The following is a 20,947-nucleotide window of genomic DNA, read 5'->3' as shown; positions in this document are numbered from 1 at the left end:
CGCAGTTCCCCGCGCCCCTCAGGACGTGCAGTTCCCCGCGCTCCTCAGAACGAGCCTCCCCGAAACCCCGTCCTACGGCCCGTGCCGAGGGGTTTCCGGCGGGGGAGTGGGCAGGCACTGTATGAGGGAACGGTTTCCCAGCCCTCTCACTGGCATCTCACCGGTGCTCTCGCGACCGGGGTGAACCCCTAGGCGGTGACAGGCACATGGCATTGGGTACGGCCACGGCCCCGTACGAGCTGCGGTTCGATGCCGGGCGGATCTGCCTGGATCTGCTCTCCACCACGCATCCGGAGGAGCGGCTCGACTCCGTGGCCGTGCTGCGCGCCTGGATCACCGGCTCCGGTCTCGTCCCGGCGGACACCGCCCTGGCCCAGGCCGACACCGCCTGGCTGGCCGCCTTTCGTGAACTGCGCGACCAGATAGGGAGGTTGGTGCGCGGCTGGTCGGCGCCCCGGGCCCGGGCGTACGACTTCGCACTCGCGCGCGTCAACGATCTGGCCACTCCCGCACCCCCCGCCCCACGCGCCGTCCGCGACGGAGACGGCGAGCTCATACGGCAGTTGGACGGCCCGCCCGACTGCGCCGCCCTGCTCGCGGCCGTCGCCCGGGACGCCGTCGACCTGCTCACCGACCCCGTCGCCCGCGCGGCGCTGCGCCAGTGCGAGGGGGACAACTGCCCCATCGTGTACCTCGACACGTCTCGGGGGCGCAGGAGGCGCTGGTGCTCAAGTGAGGTCTGCGGGAACCGGGAACGGGTCGCCCGGCATCGCCGCCGCGCGGCACTCGCACGGGCTTAAGTCCCTTTTGCCCATCGCGGCAACGCCGTTGAGTGGCAACTGCAACCAACTCCCTTGTCCTAAATGACACTTCTGCGAACGCACTGTCGAAGTGATTTCGATTACATGCCGTTTACCTACGCCACCGTAGGGAAGGCCGTGATTGATCTTGCTCATGTGGCAGAAATGTGAAGATCGCGGGGTGGGAATGTGACTCCATGTCCAGCTCGTCACGTCATCTCGAAGAAATCTGTCGCCTCTCGTTGAACGCCCAACGGCTCGCTTGCGTACGGCATGTGGAGCGACCGACTGGGGGAACCCCCGGACACCGGAGGTGGGCGTGCGCAAGGATTCCGTCGTGGCCAATGAACGTGCACCGAGGGCCCGACATCGCATGTCCCAGCCCTCGGAACCCGACGAGGAGCTGATGCGTGCTCTGTACAGAGAGCACGCCGGACCCCTGCTCGCGTATGTCCTGCGACTGGTCGCCGGAGACCGGCAGCGCGCCGAGGACGTCGTGCAGGAAACCCTCATCCGTGCCTGGAAGAACGCCGGTCAGCTCAATCGGGCGACCGGATCGGTACGCCCCTGGCTGGTGACGGTCGCCCGGCGCATCGTCATCGACGGCCACCGCAGCCGGCAGGCCCGGCCGCAGGAGGTCGACCCGTCGCCGCTGGAGGTCATCCCCGCGGAGGACGAGATCGACAAGGCGCTGTGGCTGATGACTCTGTCGGACGCACTCGACGACCTGACCCCCGCCCACCGGGAGGTGCTCGTCGAGACGTACTTCAAGGGGCGTACCGTCAATGAGGCGGCCGAGACCCTGGGCATACCCAGCGGCACCGTCCGCTCCAGGGTGTTCTACGCCCTGCGTTCGATGAAGCTGGCACTGGAGGAGCGGGGGGTGACGGCGTGATGAGTGTTTACGGGGGTAACCAAGGGTTCGGTACGGGAGGCATGGGTATGTCAGGACCCATGCAGGAATCCCCGGTGCCGAACGAGCACGAGACCGTCGGCGCCTACGCCCTCGGCATCCTCGACGACGCCGAAGCAACCGCTTTCGAAGCCCACCTCGCGGGCTGCGAATGGTGCGCCCAGCAGCTCGACGAGCTGGCCGGCATGGAGCCGATGCTCGCCGCCCTCGCCGACCTGCCCGGCTCCGGCACGCCCGCGATCGGCGAGTCGCTGTCCGCGAAGCCCCAGCCGCGCCTGGTGGAGAAGCTCGTCGACGAGGTCGCCGAGCGCCGCGCCCAGAAGCGCCGCCGCAGCTTCTACATGGTGGCCGCGTCCGCCGCGCTGATCGCAGGCGGACCCTTCGTCGCGGTCGCGACGAACGGCGGCGGCGACGGCGGGGGCGCGGAGAACCGCCCGCTCTCCGCGAGCCCGGCCAAGGATGCCTTCAACGGCATCTCCGACAAGATCACGGCCACCGACCCGACCACCAAGGTCACCGCGACGGTCGCCCTCCAGAAGAAGGACTGGGGCACCGGCATGGTCCTGGAGGCGAAGAACCTCAAGGGCCCGCTGAAGTGCGCCCTCGTCGCGGTCGGGAAGAACGGCGAGCGCGAGACCCTCTCGTCCTGGTCCGTCCCGAACTGGGGCTACGGCATCCCGGACGCCACGACCGAGAAGGCCAAGGAGCCGCTGTACGTCCAGGGCGGCGCCGCCTTCCAGCCGAACGAGATCGACCACTTCGAGATCGTGACCTTCGACGGCAAGCGTCTGGTCGAGGTCGACGCGTAGCTTTCCGGGGTCCCCTTCGCGTACGGTAGACGGCTGCCATGCACGTCAGAAGGGGGCCCGGTGGCCGCTCAGGCTCAACAGGAAACCGCGCTCGAAGACTCCCTGAGAGACCGCGAGATCAGCGTCGAACAGGAACACCTCGACCGGGTGTACCGACGCCTCGAGGAGAAGATCCACGAGGCCGAGTTCCTCATGAACGACGCGGCCCAGCGCGGCCAGGTCGGCACGCCCGGCGCACTCGCCGAGCGGGACGCGCAGGTCTTCCGGGCGGGAGTCCACCTCAACCGGCTCAACAACGAGTTCGAGGACTTCCTCTTCGGCCGCATCGACCTGCTGACCGGCAAGGACGGCAAGAAGGGTCCCGACGGCGCGTACACGGCGGTGGAGCCCGCCGAGGGCGCCGTCCGTGAGGACGACACCGCCGACATCGCCGAGACCCTGCACATCGGCCGCATCGGCGTCCTCGACCAGGACTACGCCCCGCTGGTCATCGACTGGCGGGCCCCGGCCGCCGCCCCCTTCTACCGCTCCACCCCGGTCGACCCCGGCCGTGTCGTCCGCCGCCGTGTCATCCGCTCCAAAGGCCGCAAGGTGCTCGGCGTCGAGGACGACCTGATGCGCCCCGAGCTGACGGCCTTCCTCGACGGCGACGAGCTGCCCGTCATCGGCGACGGCGCCCTGATGGCCGCGCTCGGCCAGGCCCGCAGCCACACCATGCGCGACATCGTCGCCTCCATCCAGGCCGAACAGGACCTGGTCATCCGCGCCCCCGCCGCCTCCGTGACCTACGTCGAGGGCGGTCCCGGCACCGGCAAGACCGCCGTGGCCCTGCACCGCGCGGCCTACCTCCTCTACCAGGACCGCCGCCGGTACGCGGGCGGCATCCTGATCGTCTCGCCGACCCCGCTGCTCGTCGCCTACACCGAGGGCGTGCTGCCCTCCCTCGGCGAGGAGGGCCAGGTCGCCATCCGCGCCATCGGCTCCCTCGTCGACGGCAGCGAGGCCACGCTCTACGACGCCCCGTCCGTGGCCCGCGCCAAGGGCTCCTACCGCATGCTCAAGGTGCTGCGGAAGGCCGCCCGCGGCGCCCTGGAGCTGAACGACACGCCGACCCGGCTGCGCGTGGTCGCCTTCGGCCGCCGCCTGGAGCTGGAGGCCCGGGAGCTGGAGGGCATCCGCCGCGCCGCCCTCGGCGGCACCGCCCCCGTCAACCTGCTGCGCCCGCGCGCCCGCAAGCTGCTCCTGGACGCCCTGTGGGAGCAGTCCGGCTCGGCCAACCGGCACAGCGATCCGGAGCTGGCCGCCGAGCTGCGCTCCTCCTTCGACGAGGACATCACCTCCGAGGACGCCTTCATCGCGTTCCTCGACGCCTGGTGGCCGGAGCTGACCCCGGCGGCCGTCCTGGACGCCATGAGCGACGAGCGGCGCCTCGGCCGCTGGGCCCGGCGGATCCTCAACCCCGGCGAGGTCCGCAAGGTCGCCCGCTCCCTCAAGCGCGACGGCCGCTCGGTGCACGACATCGCCCTGCTCGACGAGCTCCAGGCCATCCTCGGCGCCCCCGCCCGCCCCCGGAAGAAGCGCGAGCTCGACCCGCTGGACCAGCTCACCGGCCTGGAGGAGCTGATGCCGGTGCGTGAGGAGTCCCAGCGCGAGCGGGCCGAGCGACTCGCCCAGGAGCGCACCGAGTACGCGCACGTCATCGTCGACGAGGCGCAGGACCTCACCCCGATGCAGTGGCGCATGGTCGGCCGCCGCGGCCGGCACGCCACCTGGACGGTCGTCGGCGACCCGGCCCAGTCCTCCTGGTCCGACCCGGACGAGGCCGCCGAGGCCCGCGACGAGGCCCTCGGCACCCGCCCGCGCCGACGCTTCGAGCTCACCGTGAACTACCGCAACCCGGCCGAGATCGCCGAGCTGGCGTCGAAGGTGCTGGCCCTGGCCATGCCGGGCTCGGAGTCCCCGCGAGCGGTCCGCTCCACCGGCGTCGAGCCCCGCTTCACGGTCGTCGAGGACAGCCTCGGCGAGACGGTCCGCGACGAGGCGGCCCGGCTGCTGGACCGCGTCGACGGCACGGTCGGCGTGGTCGTCGCCATGCAGCGCCGCGCGGAGGCCCGTCGCTGGCTCGCCGGGCTCGGCGACCGGGTCGTGGCGCTCGGCAGCCTGGAGGCGAAGGGCCTGGAGTACGACGCGACGATCGTCGTCTCCCCGGCCGAGATCGCCGACGAGTCCCCGGCCGGACTGCGTGTGCTCTACGTCGCGCTGACCCGGGCCACCCAGCAGCTCACGGTCGTCTCGGCGGAGCGGGACGAGCCCGACGCGACGGGGGTCCCGGACCTGCTCAGGGACTGACACACGAGCCGGGGCCGGATACCCACTTGCCGGCGAAATGAACTCCCGGTACGGGAATGGCCTTACGGGATCTGTTTGTTAGCCTGGACGTGGCACCGGCTCGATCCAAGCCCCCGGGCCCAACCTTCGTCGCTACGAGCGACCACTTGCCGCGAGGCGAGCATGGCGGGTCGGTGCCACTTAAATTCTTCATAGGGAATTGCGCAGAGACCCACGTCGGACGTGACGTGGGTCTCTTTTTGCTGGCCTGTTCCGCGAACACAAAGTTCGCAATCGGAGGCGGCTACCAGCTACCCAGCGGTAGGTGCGACTATCGGACGGCACAACTCAGCGTCAGGTGAAAGCAGAGGAAGTCGGCCATGGCAACGGCGCCCAGCGTCTCCTACTCGATGACGGTCCGGCTGGAGGTGCCCGCGAGCGGAACCGCCGTCTCGCAGCTCACCACCGCCGTGGAGTCCTCCGGAGGCTCGGTGACCGGCCTCGACGTCACCGCGTCCGGTCACGAGAAGCTCCGTATCGACGTCACCATCGCGGCCTCGTCGACCGCGCACGCGGACGAGATCGTCGAGGAACTCCGCGGCATCGAGGGCGTCACGCTGGGCAAGGTCTCGGACCGGACCTTCCTCATGCACCTCGGCGGCAAGATCGAGATGGCGTCGAAGCACCCCATCCGCAACCGTGACGACCTGTCCATGGTCTACACGCCGGGCGTGGCCCGCGTCTGCATGGCGATCGCCGAGAACCCCGAGGACGCCCGCCGCCTCACCATCAAGCGCAACTCCGTTGCGGTCGTGACGGACGGCTCCGCGGTGCTCGGCCTGGGCAACATCGGCCCGAAGGCCGCGCTGCCCGTCATGGAGGGCAAGGCGGCCCTCTTCAAGCGGTTCGCCGGCATCGACGCCTGGCCGATCTGCCTCGACACCCAGGACACCGACGCGATCGTCGAGATCGTCAAGGCCATCGCCCCGGGTTTCGCCGGCATCAACCTCGAGGACATCTCCGCCCCCCGCTGCTTCGAGATCGAGGCCCGGCTGCGCGAGGCCCTCGACATCCCCGTCTTCCACGACGACCAGCACGGCACCGCGATCGTCGTCCTCGCCGCCCTGACCAACGCACTTCGCGTCACCGGCAAGGCGATCGAGAACATCCGCGTCGTCATGTCCGGCGCGGGCGCGGCCGGTACGGCCATCCTGAAGCTGCTGCTCGCCGCGGGCGTCAAGAACGCCGTGGTCGCCGACATCCACGGTGTCGTGCACGCGGGCCGCGAGGACCTGGTGGACGCCGCCCCCGACTCCGCGCTGCGCTGGATCGCCGACAACACCAACCCCGAGGGCCTCACCGGCACCCTCAAGGAGGCCGTGCGCGGCGCCGACGTCTTCATCGGCGTCTCGGCCCCGAACGTCCTCGACGGCGACGACGTGGCCGCCATGGCCGACGGCGCCATCGTGTTCGCGCTCGCGAACCCGGACCCCGAGGTCGACCCGGCAATCGCCCGCCAGACCGCGGCCGTTGTCGCGACCGGCCGCTCCGACTTCCCGAACCAGATCAACAACGTGCTGGTCTTCCCGGGTGTCTTCCGCGGTCTGCTGGACGCCCAGTCCCGCACGGTGAACACCGAGATGATGCTGGCCGCCGCGACCGCCCTCGCGGACGTGGTGACCGAGGACGAGATCAACCCGAACTACATCATCCCGAGCGTCTTCAACGACAAGGTCGCGGGTGCGGTCGCCGGGGCTGTCCGGGAGGCGGCCAAGGCGGCGGGGGCATCCGCCCTCTGACTGTGAGTATCCCCACGGCAGCCCGGGGAACGGCGCGTCGCAGGACCTCTGTGAGCAGCGGAGCCCTATCGTGGCGGCCAGGCTCAGGCCCTCGTTTCGTGTGACTCCTGAAGGGTGTACTCACGACTCGTGCGGGTGCCGGATTGGCTTTCCCGCCGCAGGTAGGGGCAGGATGCGTCTCTGGGCGCGAGGGTCTGACGACGGACCCGGTCCGGGGACTCACGGAGGACCCTGGCAGCATCGGCTTCGATCTGACGCCTCAACGGCAAGATGAACACGGGAGTAACAACATGAACCGCAGTGAGCTGGTGGCCGCGCTGGCCGACCGCGCCGAGGTGACCCGCAAGGACGCCGACGCCGTGCTGGCCGCGTTCGCCGAGGTCGTCGGCGACATCGTCTCCAAGGGCGACGAGAAGGTCACGATCCCCGGCTTCCTGACCTTCGAGCGCACGCACCGTGCCGCTCGCACCGCCCGCAACCCGCAGACCGGCGAGCCGATCCAGATCCCGGCCGGCTACAGCGTGAAGGTCTCCGCGGGCTCGAAGCTCAAGGAATCCGCCAAGGGCAAGTAAGCGCTCCGTACAAGCGCCGTGGGTATCTGCGGGCCGCCAACGGCTGGTCGCGCGGTTCCCCGCGCCCCTTCGGGGGCGCGTCCCACGGCGCGTTGTCCATTGAGAGCCGCATGACGCCGAGGGGCGGCCACCTGGATCCAGGTGGCCGCCCCTCGGCGTTTCGGCGTTCGCGGACTATCCGAGCGCCTTGCCCGGCAGCTCGACCTTCGCGCCGAGCTCCACCAGCTTCTCCATGAAGTTCTCGTAGCCGCGGTTGATGAGGCCGATGCCGTGGACCCGGGACGTGCCCTGGGCGGCGAGGGCCGCGATGAGGTACGAGAAGCCGCCGCGGAGGTCGGGGATGACCAGGTCGGCGCCCTGGAGCTTGGTGGGGCCGGAGACGACCGCCGAGTGGAGGAAGTTGCGCTGGCCGAAGCGGCAGTCGGAGCCGCCCAGGCACTCGCGGTAGAGCTGGATGTGCGCGCCCATCTGGTTCAGGGCGGACGTGAAGCCGAGGCGGGACTCGTAGACCGTCTCGTGGACGATGGACAGACCCGTGGCCTGGGTCAGGGCCACCACCAGCGGCTGCTGCCAGTCGGTCTGGAAGCCGGGGTGGACGTCCGTCTCCAGCGCGATGGACTTGAGCTGTCCGCCGGGGTGCCAGAAGCGGATGCCCTCGTCGTCGATCTCGAAGGCCCCGCCCACCTTCCGGAAGGTGTTCAGGAACGTCATCATCGAGCGCTGCTGCGCGCCGCGGACGTAGACGTTGCCCTCGGTCGCCAGCGCCGCCGACGCCCAGGACGCGGCCTCCAGCCGGTCCGACAGGGCGTGGTGGGTGTAGCCGCCGAGCTTGTCCACACCGGTGATGCGGATCGTCCGGTCGGTGTCCATGGCGATGATCGCGCCCATTTTCTGCAGCACGCAGATCAGGTCCTCGATCTCCGGCTCGACGGCCGCGTTGGACAGCTCCGTGACGCCCTCCGCGAGGACGGCCGTCAGCAGCACCTGCTCGGTCGCGCCGACGGACGGGTACGGCAGCCGGATCTTCGTACCGCGCAGCCGCTGCGGTGCCTCCAGGTACTGCCCGTCGTCCCGCTTCTCGATGGTCGCGCCGAACTGCCGCAGCACGTCGAAGTGGAAGTCGATGGGCCGGCCGCCGATGTCGCAGCCGCCGAGGCCGGGAATGAAGGCGTGGCCGAGGCGGTGCAGCAGCGGACCGCAGAACAGGATCGGGATACGGCTCGAACCGGCGTGGGCATCGATGTCAGCGACGTTGGCGCTCTCCACGCGCGTCGGGTCCATCACCAGTTCGCCGGGCTCGTCCCCCGGACGGACCGTCACGCCGTGCAGCTGCAGCAGACCCCGCACAACCCGTACGTCACGGATGTCCGGAACATTGCGCAGCCGGCTCGGAGCGCTGCCCAGCAGCGCCGCCACCATGGCCTTCGGTACGAGGTTCTTCGCACCGCGGACACGGATCTCGCCCTCCAGCGGGGTTCCGCCGTGGACAAGCAGTACGTCTTCAGTGCCGTTGACGGTCATGAATCTCGCGTTCCGTGGAGTCGGGCAGGGGCCAGAAGGGAAAGGGTAATCGCCTTCCACCCCCCTTCTGTAAGCCTGAGTCAGACCCAGACACGTCATAGCTCTGTCACAACACGAACGGTTCCGCGCCGGGCACATGGGGTCACGGTCGGTTTCGTGCGCGTGGAACGCACCGGTGCGCCCTGAGCTGCATGCCCTCGCGTCCCCTCATTGCCTCCCCACGCGGAGGGAAGATGCGGGATCATGTCTGCCATGACCGAGGTGTCCTCGCTCACAGGGCGGTTGCTCGTGGCCACCCCCGCCCTGGCGGACCCGAACTTCGACCGCGCGGTGGTGCTGCTCCTCGACCACGACGAGGAGGGCTCGCTCGGTGTCGTCCTGAACCGTCCCACCCCGGTGGATGTGAACGACATCCTGGAGGGGTGGGGAGACCTCGCCGGCGAGCCCGGCGTCGTCTTCCAGGGCGGTCCGGTCTCGCTGGACTCGGCCCTCGGGGTCGCGGTCGTCCCCGGCGGTGCGTCCGGGGAGGCCGGCCCGCTGGGCTGGCGCCGGGTGCACGGCGCGATCGGCCTGGTCGATCTGGAGGCCCCGCCGCAGCTGCTGGCCTCCGCCCTCGGCTCCCTGCGGATCTTCGCCGGATACGCCGGCTGGGGCCCCGGCCAGCTGGAGGACGAGCTGGCGGACGGCGCCTGGTACGTCGTGGAGTCGGAGCCCGGCGACGTCTCGTCCCCGTGTCCCGAGCGGCTGTGGCGCGAGGTCCTGCGCCGCCAGCGGGGCGAGCTGGCGATGGTGGCGACGTATCCGGAGGACCCTTCGCTCAACTGATGCGTGTGAGCTTCAGTACCCTTGGGCCTATGAGCACTCTCGAGCCCGAGCGCGGGACTGGTACGGGGACCCTCGTAGAGCCGACGCCGCAGACCTCGCACGGTGACGGTGACCACGAGCGCTTCGCCCATTACGTCCAGAAGGACAAGATCATGGCGAGCGCCCTCGACGGCACCCCCGTCGTGGCGCTGTGCGGCAAGGTGTGGGTGCCGGGCCGCGACCCGAAGAAGTACCCCGTGTGCCCCATGTGCAAGGAGATCTACGAGTCCATGGGCTCCGGCGACGACGACAAGGGCAAGGGCGACAAGTAGCGCCCCTCGCCCGCCCGTGCGGCGTGAGGCCTCCAGGGTGCGTTTTGCGTGCCCTGGAGGCTTTTGTGCTGTCCGGGCGTTGCACGGGACGCGTCAGCCGGTCACAGAGTGGTTGAGACCTCTTGTGGTCGTGTTCATGAAGTCCCTAGCCTCCGATGTGTTGTGCACAGCGAAACCTTCATTGCGCATGTTGCAACACTCCCTCGGAGGAGCACTTCATGAAGCTGTCCGTCCGTATTGCCGGGCTCACGGCGATCGCCGCCCTGCTGGCCACCGCCTGTGCGCCCCAGACCTCCGGTAACTCCTCCTCCGACAAGGACGAGAAGACCGGCGCGCTGCGTGTCTGGCTCTTCCAGGAGGTCGGCAACACCCCCAAGGAGAAGGTCGTCGACTCGGTCGTCGCCGACTTCGAGAAGGCCCACAAGGGCACCAAGGTCAACGTCGAGTACATCCCGGTCGAGACCCGCGCCCAGCGCGTCAAGGCCGCCTTCAACGACCCTGCCTCCGCTCCGGACGTCATGGAGTACGGCAACACCGACACGGCCGGCTATGTGAAGGACGGCGGACTCCTCGACGTCACGAAGGACTTCGGCGACTGGAGCGAGGCGAAGGACACCGACCCGACCGCGAAGCAGTCGGTGACGGTGGACGGCAAGATGTACGGCGCCCCGTTCTACGTCGGCGTCCGCGCCCTGTACTACCGCACGGACGTCTTCGAGGAGCTGGGTCTGAAGCCCCCGACTTCGATGGACGAACTCGCCTCCACCGCCCGGGCGATCCGCGCCGCGAAGCCCGATCTCTACGGGCTTGTCGTCGGCGGCGCCTACACCTACGGCGCGATGCCGTTCGTCTGGGCCAACGGCGGTGAACTCGCCAACGGCAAGGGCGGTTCGTACGCCTCCGGCATCGACAGCCCCGAGGCCCAGAAGGGCATCAAGGCGTACACCTCCCTCTTCGGCGACGACAACTGTCCGGCCGCCAAGTGCGCGGGCATGGGCGGCAACGACACGATCTCCGCCTTCGCCGCCGGGAAGGCCGGGATGGCGATCGGCGGCGACTTCAGCCACACCGCCGTCGAGGCCGGGAAGGTCAAGGGCAAGTACGCCGTCGTCCCGCTGCCGGGGGTGAAGTCCGGCTCGATCGCGCCCGCCTTCGCCGGGGGCAACAACATCGGCGTCCTGAAGAGCACCTCGCACCGCACGCTCGCCGTCGAGCTGATGGAACAGCTCGCCTCGAAGAAGACGCAGACCGAACTCTTCGGCGCGATGGGCTTCCTGCCCACCTTCACGGACGTACGCCAGCAGGTCGCGACGGAGGAGCCCTTCGTGAAGCCCTTCGTGCGGACGCTCTCGGCCGGCACCAAGTTCGTCCCCGCCTCGCCCGCCTGGGCCCAGATCGACTCCTCGCTCGTCCTTCCGACGATGTTCCAGGAGGTCATCGCGGGCAAGAAGGACGTGCCCGCGGCCTCCGAGGCCGCAGCGAAGAAGATGAACACCGCGTTCGGCTCCGCCGGGTGAGCCGGATGGACGACCGTACGGAATCGGCGGGAGCCGACCTGGCCGGGACCGGTGCCGCCGGGGTTGATCCGCCTGGTGCCGGCTCGGTGGGATCCGCTGGGGCGGGGGGCGGTCCTGCCGGGTCTGATGGGGCGGGAGTCGGTCGCGCGGGGCCTGCGGGGCCTGCGGGGGCGGCGGGCGGCCCTGTCGGGAAGGTCTCGGCGGGAGCCGCGCGTGAGCTGCCCGGCGACCGTGCCGTGCCCGTGCCCGTGCCCGTGCCCGCCCCCGTGCCCGCTCCCGCGAGCGTCGCCGCAGCGCCCGGCGGCCCGGCCGGGCGAACCGGGGATCGCTCCGGCGAGGCCCGCGCCGAGGAGGGCGGCGGCTCGCCGCGTCGGTCTTCGGGCCCGGGCGTCGGCGGCGCGAGGGCGGGGCGGCAGGGTGCGCGCCGGCGCGGCCCGGGCAGGTCAGCGCTCCGCTCAGGCGGCTGGACACCCTGGCTCTACCTCGCGCCCGCGCTCGTCGTGCTCGGCGGGCTGCTCGTCTACCCCATCTATCAACTCGGCCTGATCTCGTTCTTCGAGTACACCCAGGCCCAGGTCAGCGGCGGCGAACCGACCACTTTCCAGGGGTTCGGGAACTACGCCGAGTTGTTCGGGGACCCGCAGTTCTGGCAGGTGCTGCTCGCCACCGTGCTGTTCGCGGCGGCCTGTGTCGTCTCCACGCTCGCGGTCGGCTGCGTCCTCGCCGTGCTGCTGACCCGCGTGCGGGCCGTACCGCGGCTCGCGCTGATGCTGGCCGCGCTGGGCGCGTGGGCGACCCCCGCCGTCACCGGCTCCACGGTCTGGCTGTTCCTCTTCGACCCCGACTTCGGCCCGGTCAACCGGATGCTGGGCCTCGGCGACCACTCCTGGACGTACGGGCGGATCAGCGCCTTCTTCCTCGTCCTGCTCGAAGTGGTGTGGTGCTCCTTCCCGTTCGTGATGGTCACCGTGTACGCCGGGATCCGCGCCGTCCCCTCCGAGGTCCTGGAGGCCGCCTCCCTCGACGGCGCCTCGCAGTGGCGCGTCTGGCGTTCCGTGCTCGCCCCGATGCTCCGGCCGATCCTGGTCGTCGTCACCATCCAGTCGGTCATCTGGGACTTCAAGGTCTTCACCCAGATCTACGTCATGACGAACGGCGGCGGCATCGCGGGCCAGAACCTGGTCCTCAACGTCTACGCCTACCAGCAGGCGTTCGCGTCCTCGCAGTACAGCCTCGGCTCGGCGATCGGCGTCGTGATGCTGCTGATCCTGCTCGCGGTCACGCTGGTGTACCTGCGGCTGCTGCGCCGGCAGGGAGAGGAACTGTGAATCTTCCACGCGCCCGAGTCCGCCGCCCGGGGCGGCTGGCCGCCGAGGCCTCGGCCCTGCTGATCGCGGTCGTCGTCGCCTTCCCCCTCTACTGGATGGTGCTCAGCGCCTTCAAACCGGCCGGGGAGATCGAGTCGAGCGAGCCCCGGCCATGGACCCTCGCGCCCTCCCTGGATTCCTTCCGGCGCGTCTTCGGGCAGCAGGAATTCGGCCGTTACTTCCTCAACAGCCTCGTCGTCGCGAGCTGTGTCGTGATCGCCTCCGCGCTGATCGCGTTTCTCGCCGCGACCGCCGTGACACGATTCCGCTTCCGCCTGAGGACCACCCTGCTGATCATGTTTCTGGTGGCCCAGATGGTGCCCGTGGAAGCCCTCACGATCCCCCTCTTCTTCCTCATGCGGGACTTCGGTCAGCTGAACACGCTCGGTTCGCTGATCCTGCCCCACATCGCCTTCTCGCTGCCCTTCGCGATCTGGATGCTGCGGGGGTTCGTGAAAGGCGTTCCGGAGGCGTTGGAGGAGGCCGCGTACATCGACGGGGCGAGCCGGGCGCGATTCCTCTGGCAGATCCTTTTCCCCCTCGTCCTGCCGGGGCTCGTGGCCACCAGCGTGTTTTCCTTCATCTCCGCCTGGAACGACTTCCTCTTCGCCAAGTCGTTCATCATCAGTGACACTTCCCAGTCGACGCTGCCCATGGCGCTGCTGGTCTTCTACAAGCCCGACGACCCGGACTGGGGCGGCGTCATGGCCGCCTCCACGGTGATGACGATCCCGGTCCTGGTCTTCTTCGTACTCGTACAGCGGCGCCTGGTCTCCGGACTGGGCGGGGCGGTCAAGGACTGAAAGGCCTGATCATTCATGGATCTCATTCCGCTGCCGCACCGGACGGAGCGGGCCGAGGGCTTTCTCGAACTCGGCGACGGCTTCGGGATCGAGGCCGGGCCGGGCACCGAGGACACCGCGCGATGGCTGCGCGCGACGCTCGGCGCGGCGACCGGGCTCTCGCTGCCGCCCAGGAAGGGGGACGGGCACGACGTCCTCCATCTGTCCGTCCGGCCCGGCCTCGACGCCGAGGCCTACCGCCTGGTCGTCGCCCCCCATGGCGTCCATATCCAGGGCGGTTCGCCCGCCGGTGTCTTCTGGGGTGCCCAGACGATGCGGCAGCTTCTCGGCCCCGACGCCTTCCGGCGCGCACCCCTTCCCGGCCGTACATGGCGGCTGCCCCTGACCGAGATCCGGGACTCCCCCCGGTTTGGCTGGCGCGGCCTCATGCTCGACGTGGCCCGGCACTTCATGCCCAAGGACGGGGTCCTGCGCTACCTGGACCTGATGGCCGCCCACAAACTCAACGTCTTCCACTTCCATCTGACGGACGACCAGGGCTGGCGCGTCGAGATCAAGAAGTACCCCCGGCTCACCGAGGTCGGATCCTGGCGGGCCCGTACGAAAACCGGCCACCGCGCCTCACCGCTGTGGGAGGAGAAGCCACACGGCGGCTACTACACCCGGGACGACATCCGGGAGATCGTCGCCTACGCCGCCGAGCGGCATATCACCGTCGTCCCCGAAATCGACGTACCCGGCCACTCGCAGGCCGCCATCGCCGCGTACCCGGAACTCGGCAACACCGACGTCATCGACACCAACAGCCTCTCCGTCTGGGACACCTGGGGAATCAACCCGAACGTACTCGCCCCCACTGACAACACCCTGCGCTTCTACGAGGGCGTCTTCGAGGAAGTCCTCGAGCTGTTCCCGTCGGAGTTCGTCCACATCGGCGGCGACGAATGCCCCAAGGACCAGTGGCGGCGGTCGGAGACCGCCCAGGCGCGCATCAGGGAACTCGGGCTCGCGGACGAGGACGAGCTCCAGTCCTGGTTCGTCGGGCACTTCGACGCGTGGCTCTCCGCGCGCGGGCGCCGGCTGATCGGCTGGGACGAGATCCTGGAGGGCGGGCTGGCGAAGGGCGCGGCCGTGTCCTCCTGGCGCGGCTACGCCGGAGGCATCGCCGCCGCGCGGGCCGGCCACGACGTCGTCATGTGCCCCGAGCAGCAGGTGTATCTGGACCACCGTCAGGCCCCGGGCCCCGACGAGCCGGTACCGATCGGGTGGGTGCGCACCCTGGAGGACGTCTACCGGTTCGAGCCCGTGCCGCCGGAGCTGACGCCCGAGGAGGCCCGGCACGTGCTGGGCACCCAGGCCAACCTGTGGACCGAGGTGATGGAGGACCACGCGCGTGTGGACTACCAGGCGTTCCCCCGGCTCGCGGCCTTCGCCGAGGTCGCCTGGAGCGCCCTGCCCGCCCCGGCGGAACGGGACTTCACCGGCTTCGAGCACCGGATGACGGCCCACTACCGGCGGCTCGACGCCCTGGGCGTCGACTACCGGCCACCCTCCGGGCCGCTGCCCTGGCAGCGGCGCCCGGGAGTGCTGGGGCGCCCGATCGACGGCCCGCCGCCCAGCCGCTAGGACCTGCTCGCCGTACCGCTCGGCCCGGCCCGCCCGCTACCGAACAGCTCGAACAGGACACGGAAAATGCGCACAAGGGTCACCGAAAGTGCCAATCGGCACGCACTGGCGAACCTGTGCGAAAACGGACCATCTCGCCGATGAGGTGGGCGAATGTCTCCTAGCGGACCCGTGTCTTCGGCTCTCGCCAAGATGTGCCAGAGTTGCCACGTCCGCCCTGTCAGCACGTACCGTACGGCAGCACAGGTGGGACCAGGTGGGGCAGCGGGAAGGGGCAGCCGGTTTGACCACGCACGCACCGCAGGCGGGGCAGGCCGTCACGCTGCCCACAACGCTGGACGAGGCCGTGGCGGCACTCACCGCCGTGCCCGCCGCCGTGCCCGTCGCGGGCGGCACCGACCTGATGGCCGCCGTCAACTCCGGGCAGCTCAGGCCTGCCGCGCTGGTGGGACTCGGCCGGATCAGCGAGATCCGCGGCTGGCAGTACCAGGACGGTCACGCGCTGCTCGGCGCGGGCCTCACCCACGCGCGTATGGGACGCCCCGACTTCGCGGCCCTGATCCCGGCGCTCGCCGCCGCCGCGCGTGCCGCGGGCCCGCCGCACATCCGCAACGCGGGCACGCTGGGCGGCAACATCGCCTCCGCCGCCCCCACCGGTGACGCGCTGCCGGTTCTGGCCGCCCTGGAGGCGACCCTGATCATCGCGGGCCCGGGCGGAGTCCGCCGCGAGATCCCGGTGTCGCACCTGCTGGCCGGGATGGACATGCTGCGCGCCGGCGAACTCATCGGCTACGTGCGCGTGCCGCTGCTGCACGCCCCGCAGGTCTTCCTGAAGGCGACCGGCCGTACCGGCCCCGGGCGCGCGGTGGCGTCCGTGGCCCTGGTGCTGGACCCCGCCCGCCGGGGTGTGCGCTGCGCGGTGGGCGCCATAGCGCCGATGGCGCTGCGGCCCCTGGAGGCCGAGGAGTGGGTGGGCCGGCTCATCGACTGGGACAACAACCGCGCGATCGTGCCGGAGGCGCTGAACGCCTTCGGTGAGTACGTCGCCGCGGCCTGCATCCCCGACGCGGCCCCGGCCGAGGACGGCTCCGTACCGCAGCTTCCGCCCGCCGTACTGCACCTGCGGCGCACCGTCGCCGCGCTGGCCCGACGAGCACTGGGGAGGGCGCTGTCGTGACCGACGACCAGCACGGACGGGGCACACCCCCGGGCGGCAGCCGCTGGGACCCGCTGCCCCAGGGCGAGTACGACGACGGCGCCACCGCCTTCGTCGAGCTCCCCGAGGGCGGCATCGACGCCCTGCTGGCCGCCGACAGCCCCCTCGCCGCGCCCGGCCACGGCTACGTACCGCCGCAGATAACGGTCGACCCCGCCACGACCGCCGGAACCGACCCGGCCGCCGCGGCCGCGTGGCCGGTGCCCGGAGCGCCCGTCGACGGCGCCCAGTGGCACGACCCGCACGCGGCACACCAGCAGCACGGTCACGAGCAGCACGGTCACGAGCAGCAGGGCCACGAGCAGCACGGTCACGAGGTCGCGGAGCAGCCTTACGGGTCCGACACCCCGTACGGATCCGACACCCCGTACGGGGCGGACGCGCCCTACGGTTCCGGTGCGCCGTACGGATCCGGCGCCGGGGCGGGGGGGCACGGCGGGGACGACCGGTTCACGTACAACCCGGGAGGCACCGGGCAGTGGAACTTCGAGGAGGCCGCGGCGGCGGAGCCCGCGCCCGGCCATGACGTGACCGGGCAGTGGTCCATCCCCGTGGCCGGGGGCGACCTTCCGGACGAGTCGGGCGAGTTCACCACCTCCTCGCTGGTCGAGCAGTGGGGCGGCGGCAACCCGCCGGCCACGCTCCCGGGCGGCGCGCCAGCGCCGTGGGCGACCCAGGCCGCCGGCGAGCCGTGGGGGCAGCAGGTCCCGCAGGACGGCCCCGGGCAGGAGCAGGCCGGACCGGGCCACCCGCAGGACGACGAGAACGGCCACGGGGCGCGGGGACTCGCCGGAGCGCCCTCCGCGTACGCACCGGACCAGGGCGCGCACGCCCCGGAGCAGCCGTCCGCCGGACCTCTGCCGCAGGAGACGGACCCGACGCCGTCCAGCGGCCACGCGCCTCACCCCGGGGGGCTCGGTCATGCGCCGGAGCCGTACGGCTTCGCCGACCACGGGGTCGATCACGGGAGTGACCGGGGCGTCGACCACAGCGCCGATCACGCGGCGGAGCCGTCCGACGTACCCGGCCACGCCCCGGAACCGTCCGGTCCCGCCGGACACCCGGACGACCACCTCGCGCCCTCCGGCCCGTCCGATCCCGCCCAGCCCTACGAGTCACACGCCGAACCCGCCGAACCCGGCGAGCCCTTGGAGGCCGTCCAGGACGCCTCACAGGCCGCTTCCGGGACCGGTGAGACCGATGGGCCCGGCGAGGACGCCCAGGACGCCGCGGAGGGCGCTGACGGCCCCGCCGAGTCCGTCGCCGTGCCCCTCCCCGCCCCGGCGGACGCGGACCCGGACGCCGGACCGGAGGCCGCCGACGGCGAGTCCCCGGACGCCCCGGCACCGGAAGACCCCTCCGGCGCCCCGGACGACGGGGCCTCCGCATCCCAGGACGCGCCCGTCCTCCCGCAGGAGGAACACCCCCTCGCCTCCTTCGTCCTGCGCGTCAACGGCACCGACCGCCCCGTCTCCGACGCGTGGATCGGCGAGTCCCTGCTGTACGTGCTGCGCGAGCGGCTCGGACTGGCCGGTGCCAAGGACGGCTGCTCGCAGGGCGAGTGCGGGGCGTGCAACGTCCAGGTCGACGGGCGGCTCGTCGCGTCCTGCCTGGTCCCCGCCGTGACCGCCGCCGGCAGCGAGGTCCGTACCGTCGAGGGCCTGGCCGAGGACGGGCAGCCCTCGGACGTCCAGCGGGCGCTCGCGCGCTGCGGCGCCGTGCAGTGCGGCTTCTGCGTGCCGGGCATGGCGATGACGGTGCACGACCTCCTGGAGGGCAACCCGGCGCCCACCGAGCTGGAGACCCGCCAGGCGCTCTGCGGCAACCTGTGCCGCTGCTCCGGCTACCGGGGCGTGGTCGACGCCGTGAAGGACGTCGTCGCCGAACGCGAGACACACGCCGGACCCGCCGCGGGCGACACCGACGAGGCCCGTATCCCGCGCCAGGCGGGCCCGGGCGCCGGCGGCGTCCACCCGTCGGCCTTCGGCTCGCCCCCGGACGCGCACGGCCAGGACGCGCACGCGCCGGACCCGCATTCCCCTGACGCGCACGACCAGCCGTACGGCCAGGACGGAGGCCCCGCGTGAGCAACGAAGCAGCCACGGCGCAGGCGTCCGAGGCCACCCCCGCCCCCGAACCGCTGCCGCACGGCCTCGGCGTGTCCCTCCCGGCCGCGGACGCCCGTGCCAAGACGGAGGGCACCTTCCCGTACGCCGCCGACCTGTGGGCCGAGGGACTGCTGTGGGCGGCCGTGCTGCGCTCACCGCACCCGCACGCGCGCATCGTGTCGATCGACACGTCCCACGCGCGCGAGATGCCCGGCGTTCGCGCCGTCGTCACCCACGAGGACATCCCCGGCAGCCCGCTCCACGGCCGCCGCACGGCCGACCGCCCGGTCTTCGCCTCCGAGGTCGTACGGCACCACGGTGAGCCCATCGCCGCCGTCGCCGCCGACCACCCGGACACCGCGCGCATGGCCGCCGCCGCCGTCATCGTGGAGTACGAGGTGCTCGACCCGGTGACCGACCCGGAGCAGGCCTTCGAGGCCGAGCCCCTGCACCCCGACGGCAACCTGATCCGGCACATCCCGCTGCACCACGGCGACCCGGACGCGGCCGGCGAGATCGTTGTCGAGGGCCTGTACCGCATCGGCCGCCAGGACCCCGCGCCCATCGGCGCCGAGGCGGGCCTGGCCGTGCCGCGCCCGGACGGCGGCGTGGAGCTGTACCTCGCCTCCACCGACCCGCACGCCGACCGCGACGCGGCCGCCGCCGCCTTCGGCCTGGAACCCGAGCGCGTCAAGATCGTCGTCACCGGAGTCCCCGGCGCCACGGCCGACCGCGAGGACCAGGGCTTCCAGCTCCCGCTGGGCCTGCTGGCGCTGCGGACCGGCTGCCCGGTGAAGCTCACGGCCACGCGCGAGGAGTCGTTCCTCGGCCACGCCCACCGGCACCCCACCCTCCTGCGCTACCGCCACCACGCGGACGCCGAGGGCACCCTCGTCAAGGTCGAGGCGCAGATCCTGCTCGACGCGGGCGCCTACGCCGACAGCTCCGCCGAGGCCCTCGCCGCCGCGGTCGGCTTCGCCTGCGGCCCGTACGTCGTCCCGAATGCCTTCATCGAGGGCTGGGCCGTACGCACCAACAACCCCCCGTCGGGCCACGTACGCGGCGAAGGGGCCATGCAGGTCTGCGCCGCCTACGAGGCGCAGATGGACAAGATCGCCAAGAAGCTCGGCATCGACCCGGCCGAGGTGCGGCTGCGCAACGCCATGGCGACGGGCGACGTGCTCCCGACCGGCCAGACAGTGACCTGCCCGGCCCCGGTCGCCGAACTCCTCCAGGCGGTCCGGGACTTCCCCCTCCCACCGCTCCCCAAGGACACCCCCGAGGACGAGTGGCTGCTGCCCGGCGGCCCCGAGGGCGCGGGGGAACCGGGCGCGGTGCGCCGGGGCGTGGGCTACGGCGTGGGCATGGTGCACATGCTCGGCGCGGAGGGCGCGGACGAGGTCTCCACGGCCACCGTCAAGGTCCAGGACGGGGTGGCGACGGTGCTGTGCGCGGCCGTCGAGACCGGCCAGGGCTTCACGACCCTGGCCCGGCAGATCGTCCAGGAGACGCTCGGCGTCGACGAGGTGCATGTGGCGCCGGTCGACACCGACCAGCCCACGGCGGGCCCGGCCTGCCACGGCCGGCACACCTGGGTGTCGGGCGGCGCGGTGGAGCGCGCGGCCAAGATGGTCCGCACGCAGCTCCTCCAGCCGCTCGCCCACAAGTTCGGCATGTCCACGGAGCTGCTCCAGATCAACGACGGCAAGATCACGTCGTACGACGGAGTCCTCTCGACGACCGTCACCGAGGCGCTGGACGGCAAGGAACTCTGGGCCACCGCCCAGTGCCGCCCGCACCCGACCGAGCCGCTGAACGAGGCCGGGCAGGGCGACGCCTTCGTGGGCATGTCCTTCTGCGCCATCCGCGCGGTGGTGGACGTCGACATCGAGATCGGTTCCGTACGGGTCGTGGAACTGGCCGTCGCCCAGGACGTGGGGCGGATCCTGAACCCGGCCCAGCTGGCCGCCCGCATCGAGGCGGGCGTCACCCAGGGCGTGGGCATCGCCCTGACCGAGAACCTGCGCACCCCGCGCGGCCTGATCCGCCACCCGGACCTGACCGGCTACGCCCTCCCGACCGCCCTGGACGCGCCGGACATCCGCATCGTCAAGCTGGTCGAGGAACGGGACGTGGTCGCCCCCTTCGGCGCGAAGGCGGTCAGCGCGGTGCCGGTGGTGACGTCCCCGGCGGCCGTCGCGTCCGCCGTACGGGCCGCCACGGGCCGTCCCGTGAACCGGCTGCCGATCCGCCCGCAGGCCGCGGTGGTGACGGAACGGTCCTGACGTCCGCTCCATGCGCGGAGGCGAATCGCGTGGAGGCGAGTCGCGTGCAGACGAATCGCGTGGAGGCGAATCGCGTGGAGAGGGAACGCGCGAGGGTCGTCTGAGCGTCATGTGAGGTGAGCGCGTCGGCATCGCTCGGCGCGCGCC

At 71.4% G+C, this 20,947-nt stretch carries 16 protein-coding genes; 15 read left to right on the top strand and 1 reads right to left on the bottom strand.

Features of this window, described 5'->3' with window-relative positions; genetic code table 11:
• The first annotated feature begins 206 nt into the window (after nt 1–206).
• The 6 genes from ACFZBT_RS29205 to ACFZBT_RS29180 all read left to right on the top strand — a co-directional run bounded on the left by ACFZBT_RS29205 (nt 207) and on the right by ACFZBT_RS29180 (nt 7,221).
• Nucleotides 207–800 carry an ABATE domain-containing protein gene (locus ACFZBT_RS29205; RefSeq protein WP_391109537.1) on the top strand — a complete coding sequence of 198 codons (594 nt, stop codon included), beginning with the start codon at nt 207–209 and terminating at the stop codon, nt 798–800.
• A gap of 373 nt (nt 801–1,173) precedes the next feature.
• Nucleotides 1,174–1,695, top strand: a complete 522-nt coding sequence (locus tag ACFZBT_RS29200; RefSeq protein WP_010039908.1) for a sigma-70 family RNA polymerase sigma factor — start codon at nt 1,174–1,176, stop codon at nt 1,693–1,695.
• Nucleotides 1,695–2,522, top strand: a complete 828-nt coding sequence (locus tag ACFZBT_RS29195) for a zf-HC2 domain-containing protein (protein WP_391109534.1) — start codon at nt 1,695–1,697, stop codon at nt 2,520–2,522. Before ACFZBT_RS29200 ends, ACFZBT_RS29195 begins: the two co-directional genes overlap by 1 nt.
• A gap of 60 nt (nt 2,523–2,582) precedes the next feature.
• Nucleotides 2,583–4,871, top strand: a complete 2,289-nt coding sequence (locus ACFZBT_RS29190) for a UvrD-helicase domain-containing protein (RefSeq protein WP_391109531.1) — start codon at nt 2,583–2,585, stop codon at nt 4,869–4,871.
• 359 nt (nt 4,872–5,230) lie between these two features.
• A complete protein-coding gene (locus ACFZBT_RS29185) occupies nt 5,231–6,649 on the top strand; it encodes a malic enzyme-like NAD(P)-binding protein (protein WP_391109528.1) in 1,419 nt (472 codons plus the stop codon).
• A 290-nt stretch (nt 6,650–6,939) separates the two neighbouring features.
• Entirely contained in the window at nt 6,940–7,221 is a 282-nt protein-coding gene (locus ACFZBT_RS29180; RefSeq protein ID WP_215121071.1) for an HU family DNA-binding protein, read from the top strand.
• Nucleotides 7,222–7,395: 174 nt separating this feature from the next.
• On the opposite strand, the gene murA is transcribed toward ACFZBT_RS29180, so the two are convergent.
• Nucleotides 7,396–8,742, bottom strand: coding sequence for a UDP-N-acetylglucosamine 1-carboxyvinyltransferase (gene murA, locus ACFZBT_RS29175; protein WP_391109526.1), 1,347 nt, complete (start codon nt 8,740–8,742; stop codon nt 7,396–7,398).
• Between the two features lie 252 nt (nt 8,743–8,994).
• Here murA and ACFZBT_RS29170 point away from each other — a divergent pair, with 252 nt between their 5' ends.
• The 9 genes from ACFZBT_RS29170 to ACFZBT_RS29130 all read left to right on the top strand — a co-directional run bounded on the left by ACFZBT_RS29170 (nt 8,995) and on the right by ACFZBT_RS29130 (nt 20,800).
• Nucleotides 8,995–9,567: a YqgE/AlgH family protein gene (locus ACFZBT_RS29170; protein ID WP_391109715.1), complete on the top strand. Its 573-nt coding sequence runs from the start codon at nt 8,995–8,997 to the stop codon at nt 9,565–9,567.
• 29 nt (nt 9,568–9,596) lie between these two features.
• A complete protein-coding gene (locus ACFZBT_RS29165; protein WP_010039914.1) occupies nt 9,597–9,878 on the top strand; it encodes a DUF3039 domain-containing protein in 282 nt (93 codons plus the stop codon).
• A 218-nt stretch (nt 9,879–10,096) separates the two neighbouring features.
• Nucleotides 10,097–11,395 carry an extracellular solute-binding protein gene (locus ACFZBT_RS29160; protein ID WP_391109523.1) on the top strand — a complete coding sequence of 433 codons (1,299 nt, stop codon included), beginning with the start codon at nt 10,097–10,099 and terminating at the stop codon, nt 11,393–11,395.
• Between the two features lie 236 nt (nt 11,396–11,631).
• On the top strand, nt 11,632–12,723 hold the full coding sequence (locus ACFZBT_RS29155; RefSeq protein ID WP_391109520.1) for an ABC transporter permease subunit: 1,092 nt from the start codon (nt 11,632–11,634) through the stop codon (nt 12,721–12,723).
• A complete protein-coding gene (locus tag ACFZBT_RS29150; RefSeq protein ID WP_184593280.1) occupies nt 12,720–13,565 on the top strand; it encodes a carbohydrate ABC transporter permease in 846 nt (281 codons plus the stop codon). Before ACFZBT_RS29155 ends, ACFZBT_RS29150 begins: the two co-directional genes overlap by 4 nt.
• 15 nt (nt 13,566–13,580) lie before the next feature.
• Nucleotides 13,581–15,191 (top strand): family 20 glycosylhydrolase, encoded by a 1,611-nt coding sequence (locus ACFZBT_RS29145; protein ID WP_391109516.1) that lies wholly within the window; start codon nt 13,581–13,583, stop codon nt 15,189–15,191.
• A 283-nt stretch (nt 15,192–15,474) separates the two neighbouring features.
• Nucleotides 15,475–16,368 carry an FAD binding domain-containing protein gene (locus ACFZBT_RS29140; protein ID WP_391109512.1) on the top strand — a complete coding sequence of 298 codons (894 nt, stop codon included), beginning with the start codon at nt 15,475–15,477 and terminating at the stop codon, nt 16,366–16,368.
• Nucleotides 16,365–18,494, top strand: coding sequence for a 2Fe-2S iron-sulfur cluster-binding protein (locus tag ACFZBT_RS29135; protein ID WP_391109509.1), 2,130 nt, complete (start codon nt 16,365–16,367; stop codon nt 18,492–18,494). Before ACFZBT_RS29140 ends, ACFZBT_RS29135 begins: the two co-directional genes overlap by 4 nt.
• Entirely contained in the window at nt 18,491–20,800 is a 2,310-nt protein-coding gene (locus ACFZBT_RS29130) for a molybdopterin cofactor-binding domain-containing protein (RefSeq protein ID WP_391109506.1), read from the top strand. Before ACFZBT_RS29135 ends, ACFZBT_RS29130 begins: the two co-directional genes overlap by 4 nt.
• The last annotated feature ends 147 nt before the right edge of the window (nt 20,801–20,947 follow it).

It is taken from the genome of Streptomyces sp. NPDC008137, assembly GCF_042957035.1.
Classification (GTDB): Bacteria; Actinomycetota; Actinomycetes; order Streptomycetales; family Streptomycetaceae; genus Streptomyces.
This window is presented reverse-complemented; position numbering and strand designations above follow the sequence as displayed.

Excerpts from the sequence above, each read along its gene's own strand:
- ACFZBT_RS29160 (WP_391109523.1), top strand. The coding sequence starts at position 10,097 with ATGAAGCTGTCCGTCCGTATTGCCGGGCTCACGGCGATCGCCGCCCTG.
- murA (WP_391109526.1), bottom strand. The coding sequence starts at position 8,742 with ATGACCGTCAACGGCACTGAAGACGTACTGCTTGTCCACGGCGGAACC.
- ACFZBT_RS29165 (WP_010039914.1), top strand. The coding sequence starts at position 9,597 with ATGAGCACTCTCGAGCCCGAGCGCGGGACTGGTACGGGGACCCTCGTA.
- ACFZBT_RS29195 (WP_391109534.1), top strand. The coding sequence starts at position 1,695 with ATGAGTGTTTACGGGGGTAACCAAGGGTTCGGTACGGGAGGCATGGGT.
- ACFZBT_RS29145 (WP_391109516.1), top strand. The coding sequence starts at position 13,581 with ATGGATCTCATTCCGCTGCCGCACCGGACGGAGCGGGCCGAGGGCTTT.
- ACFZBT_RS29205 (WP_391109537.1), top strand. The coding sequence starts at position 207 with ATGGCATTGGGTACGGCCACGGCCCCGTACGAGCTGCGGTTCGATGCC.
- ACFZBT_RS29180 (WP_215121071.1), top strand. The coding sequence starts at position 6,940 with ATGAACCGCAGTGAGCTGGTGGCCGCGCTGGCCGACCGCGCCGAGGTG.
- ACFZBT_RS29185 (WP_391109528.1), top strand. The coding sequence starts at position 5,231 with ATGGCAACGGCGCCCAGCGTCTCCTACTCGATGACGGTCCGGCTGGAG.
- ACFZBT_RS29200 (WP_010039908.1), top strand. The coding sequence starts at position 1,174 with ATGTCCCAGCCCTCGGAACCCGACGAGGAGCTGATGCGTGCTCTGTAC.
- ACFZBT_RS29170 (WP_391109715.1), top strand. The coding sequence starts at position 8,995 with ATGACCGAGGTGTCCTCGCTCACAGGGCGGTTGCTCGTGGCCACCCCC.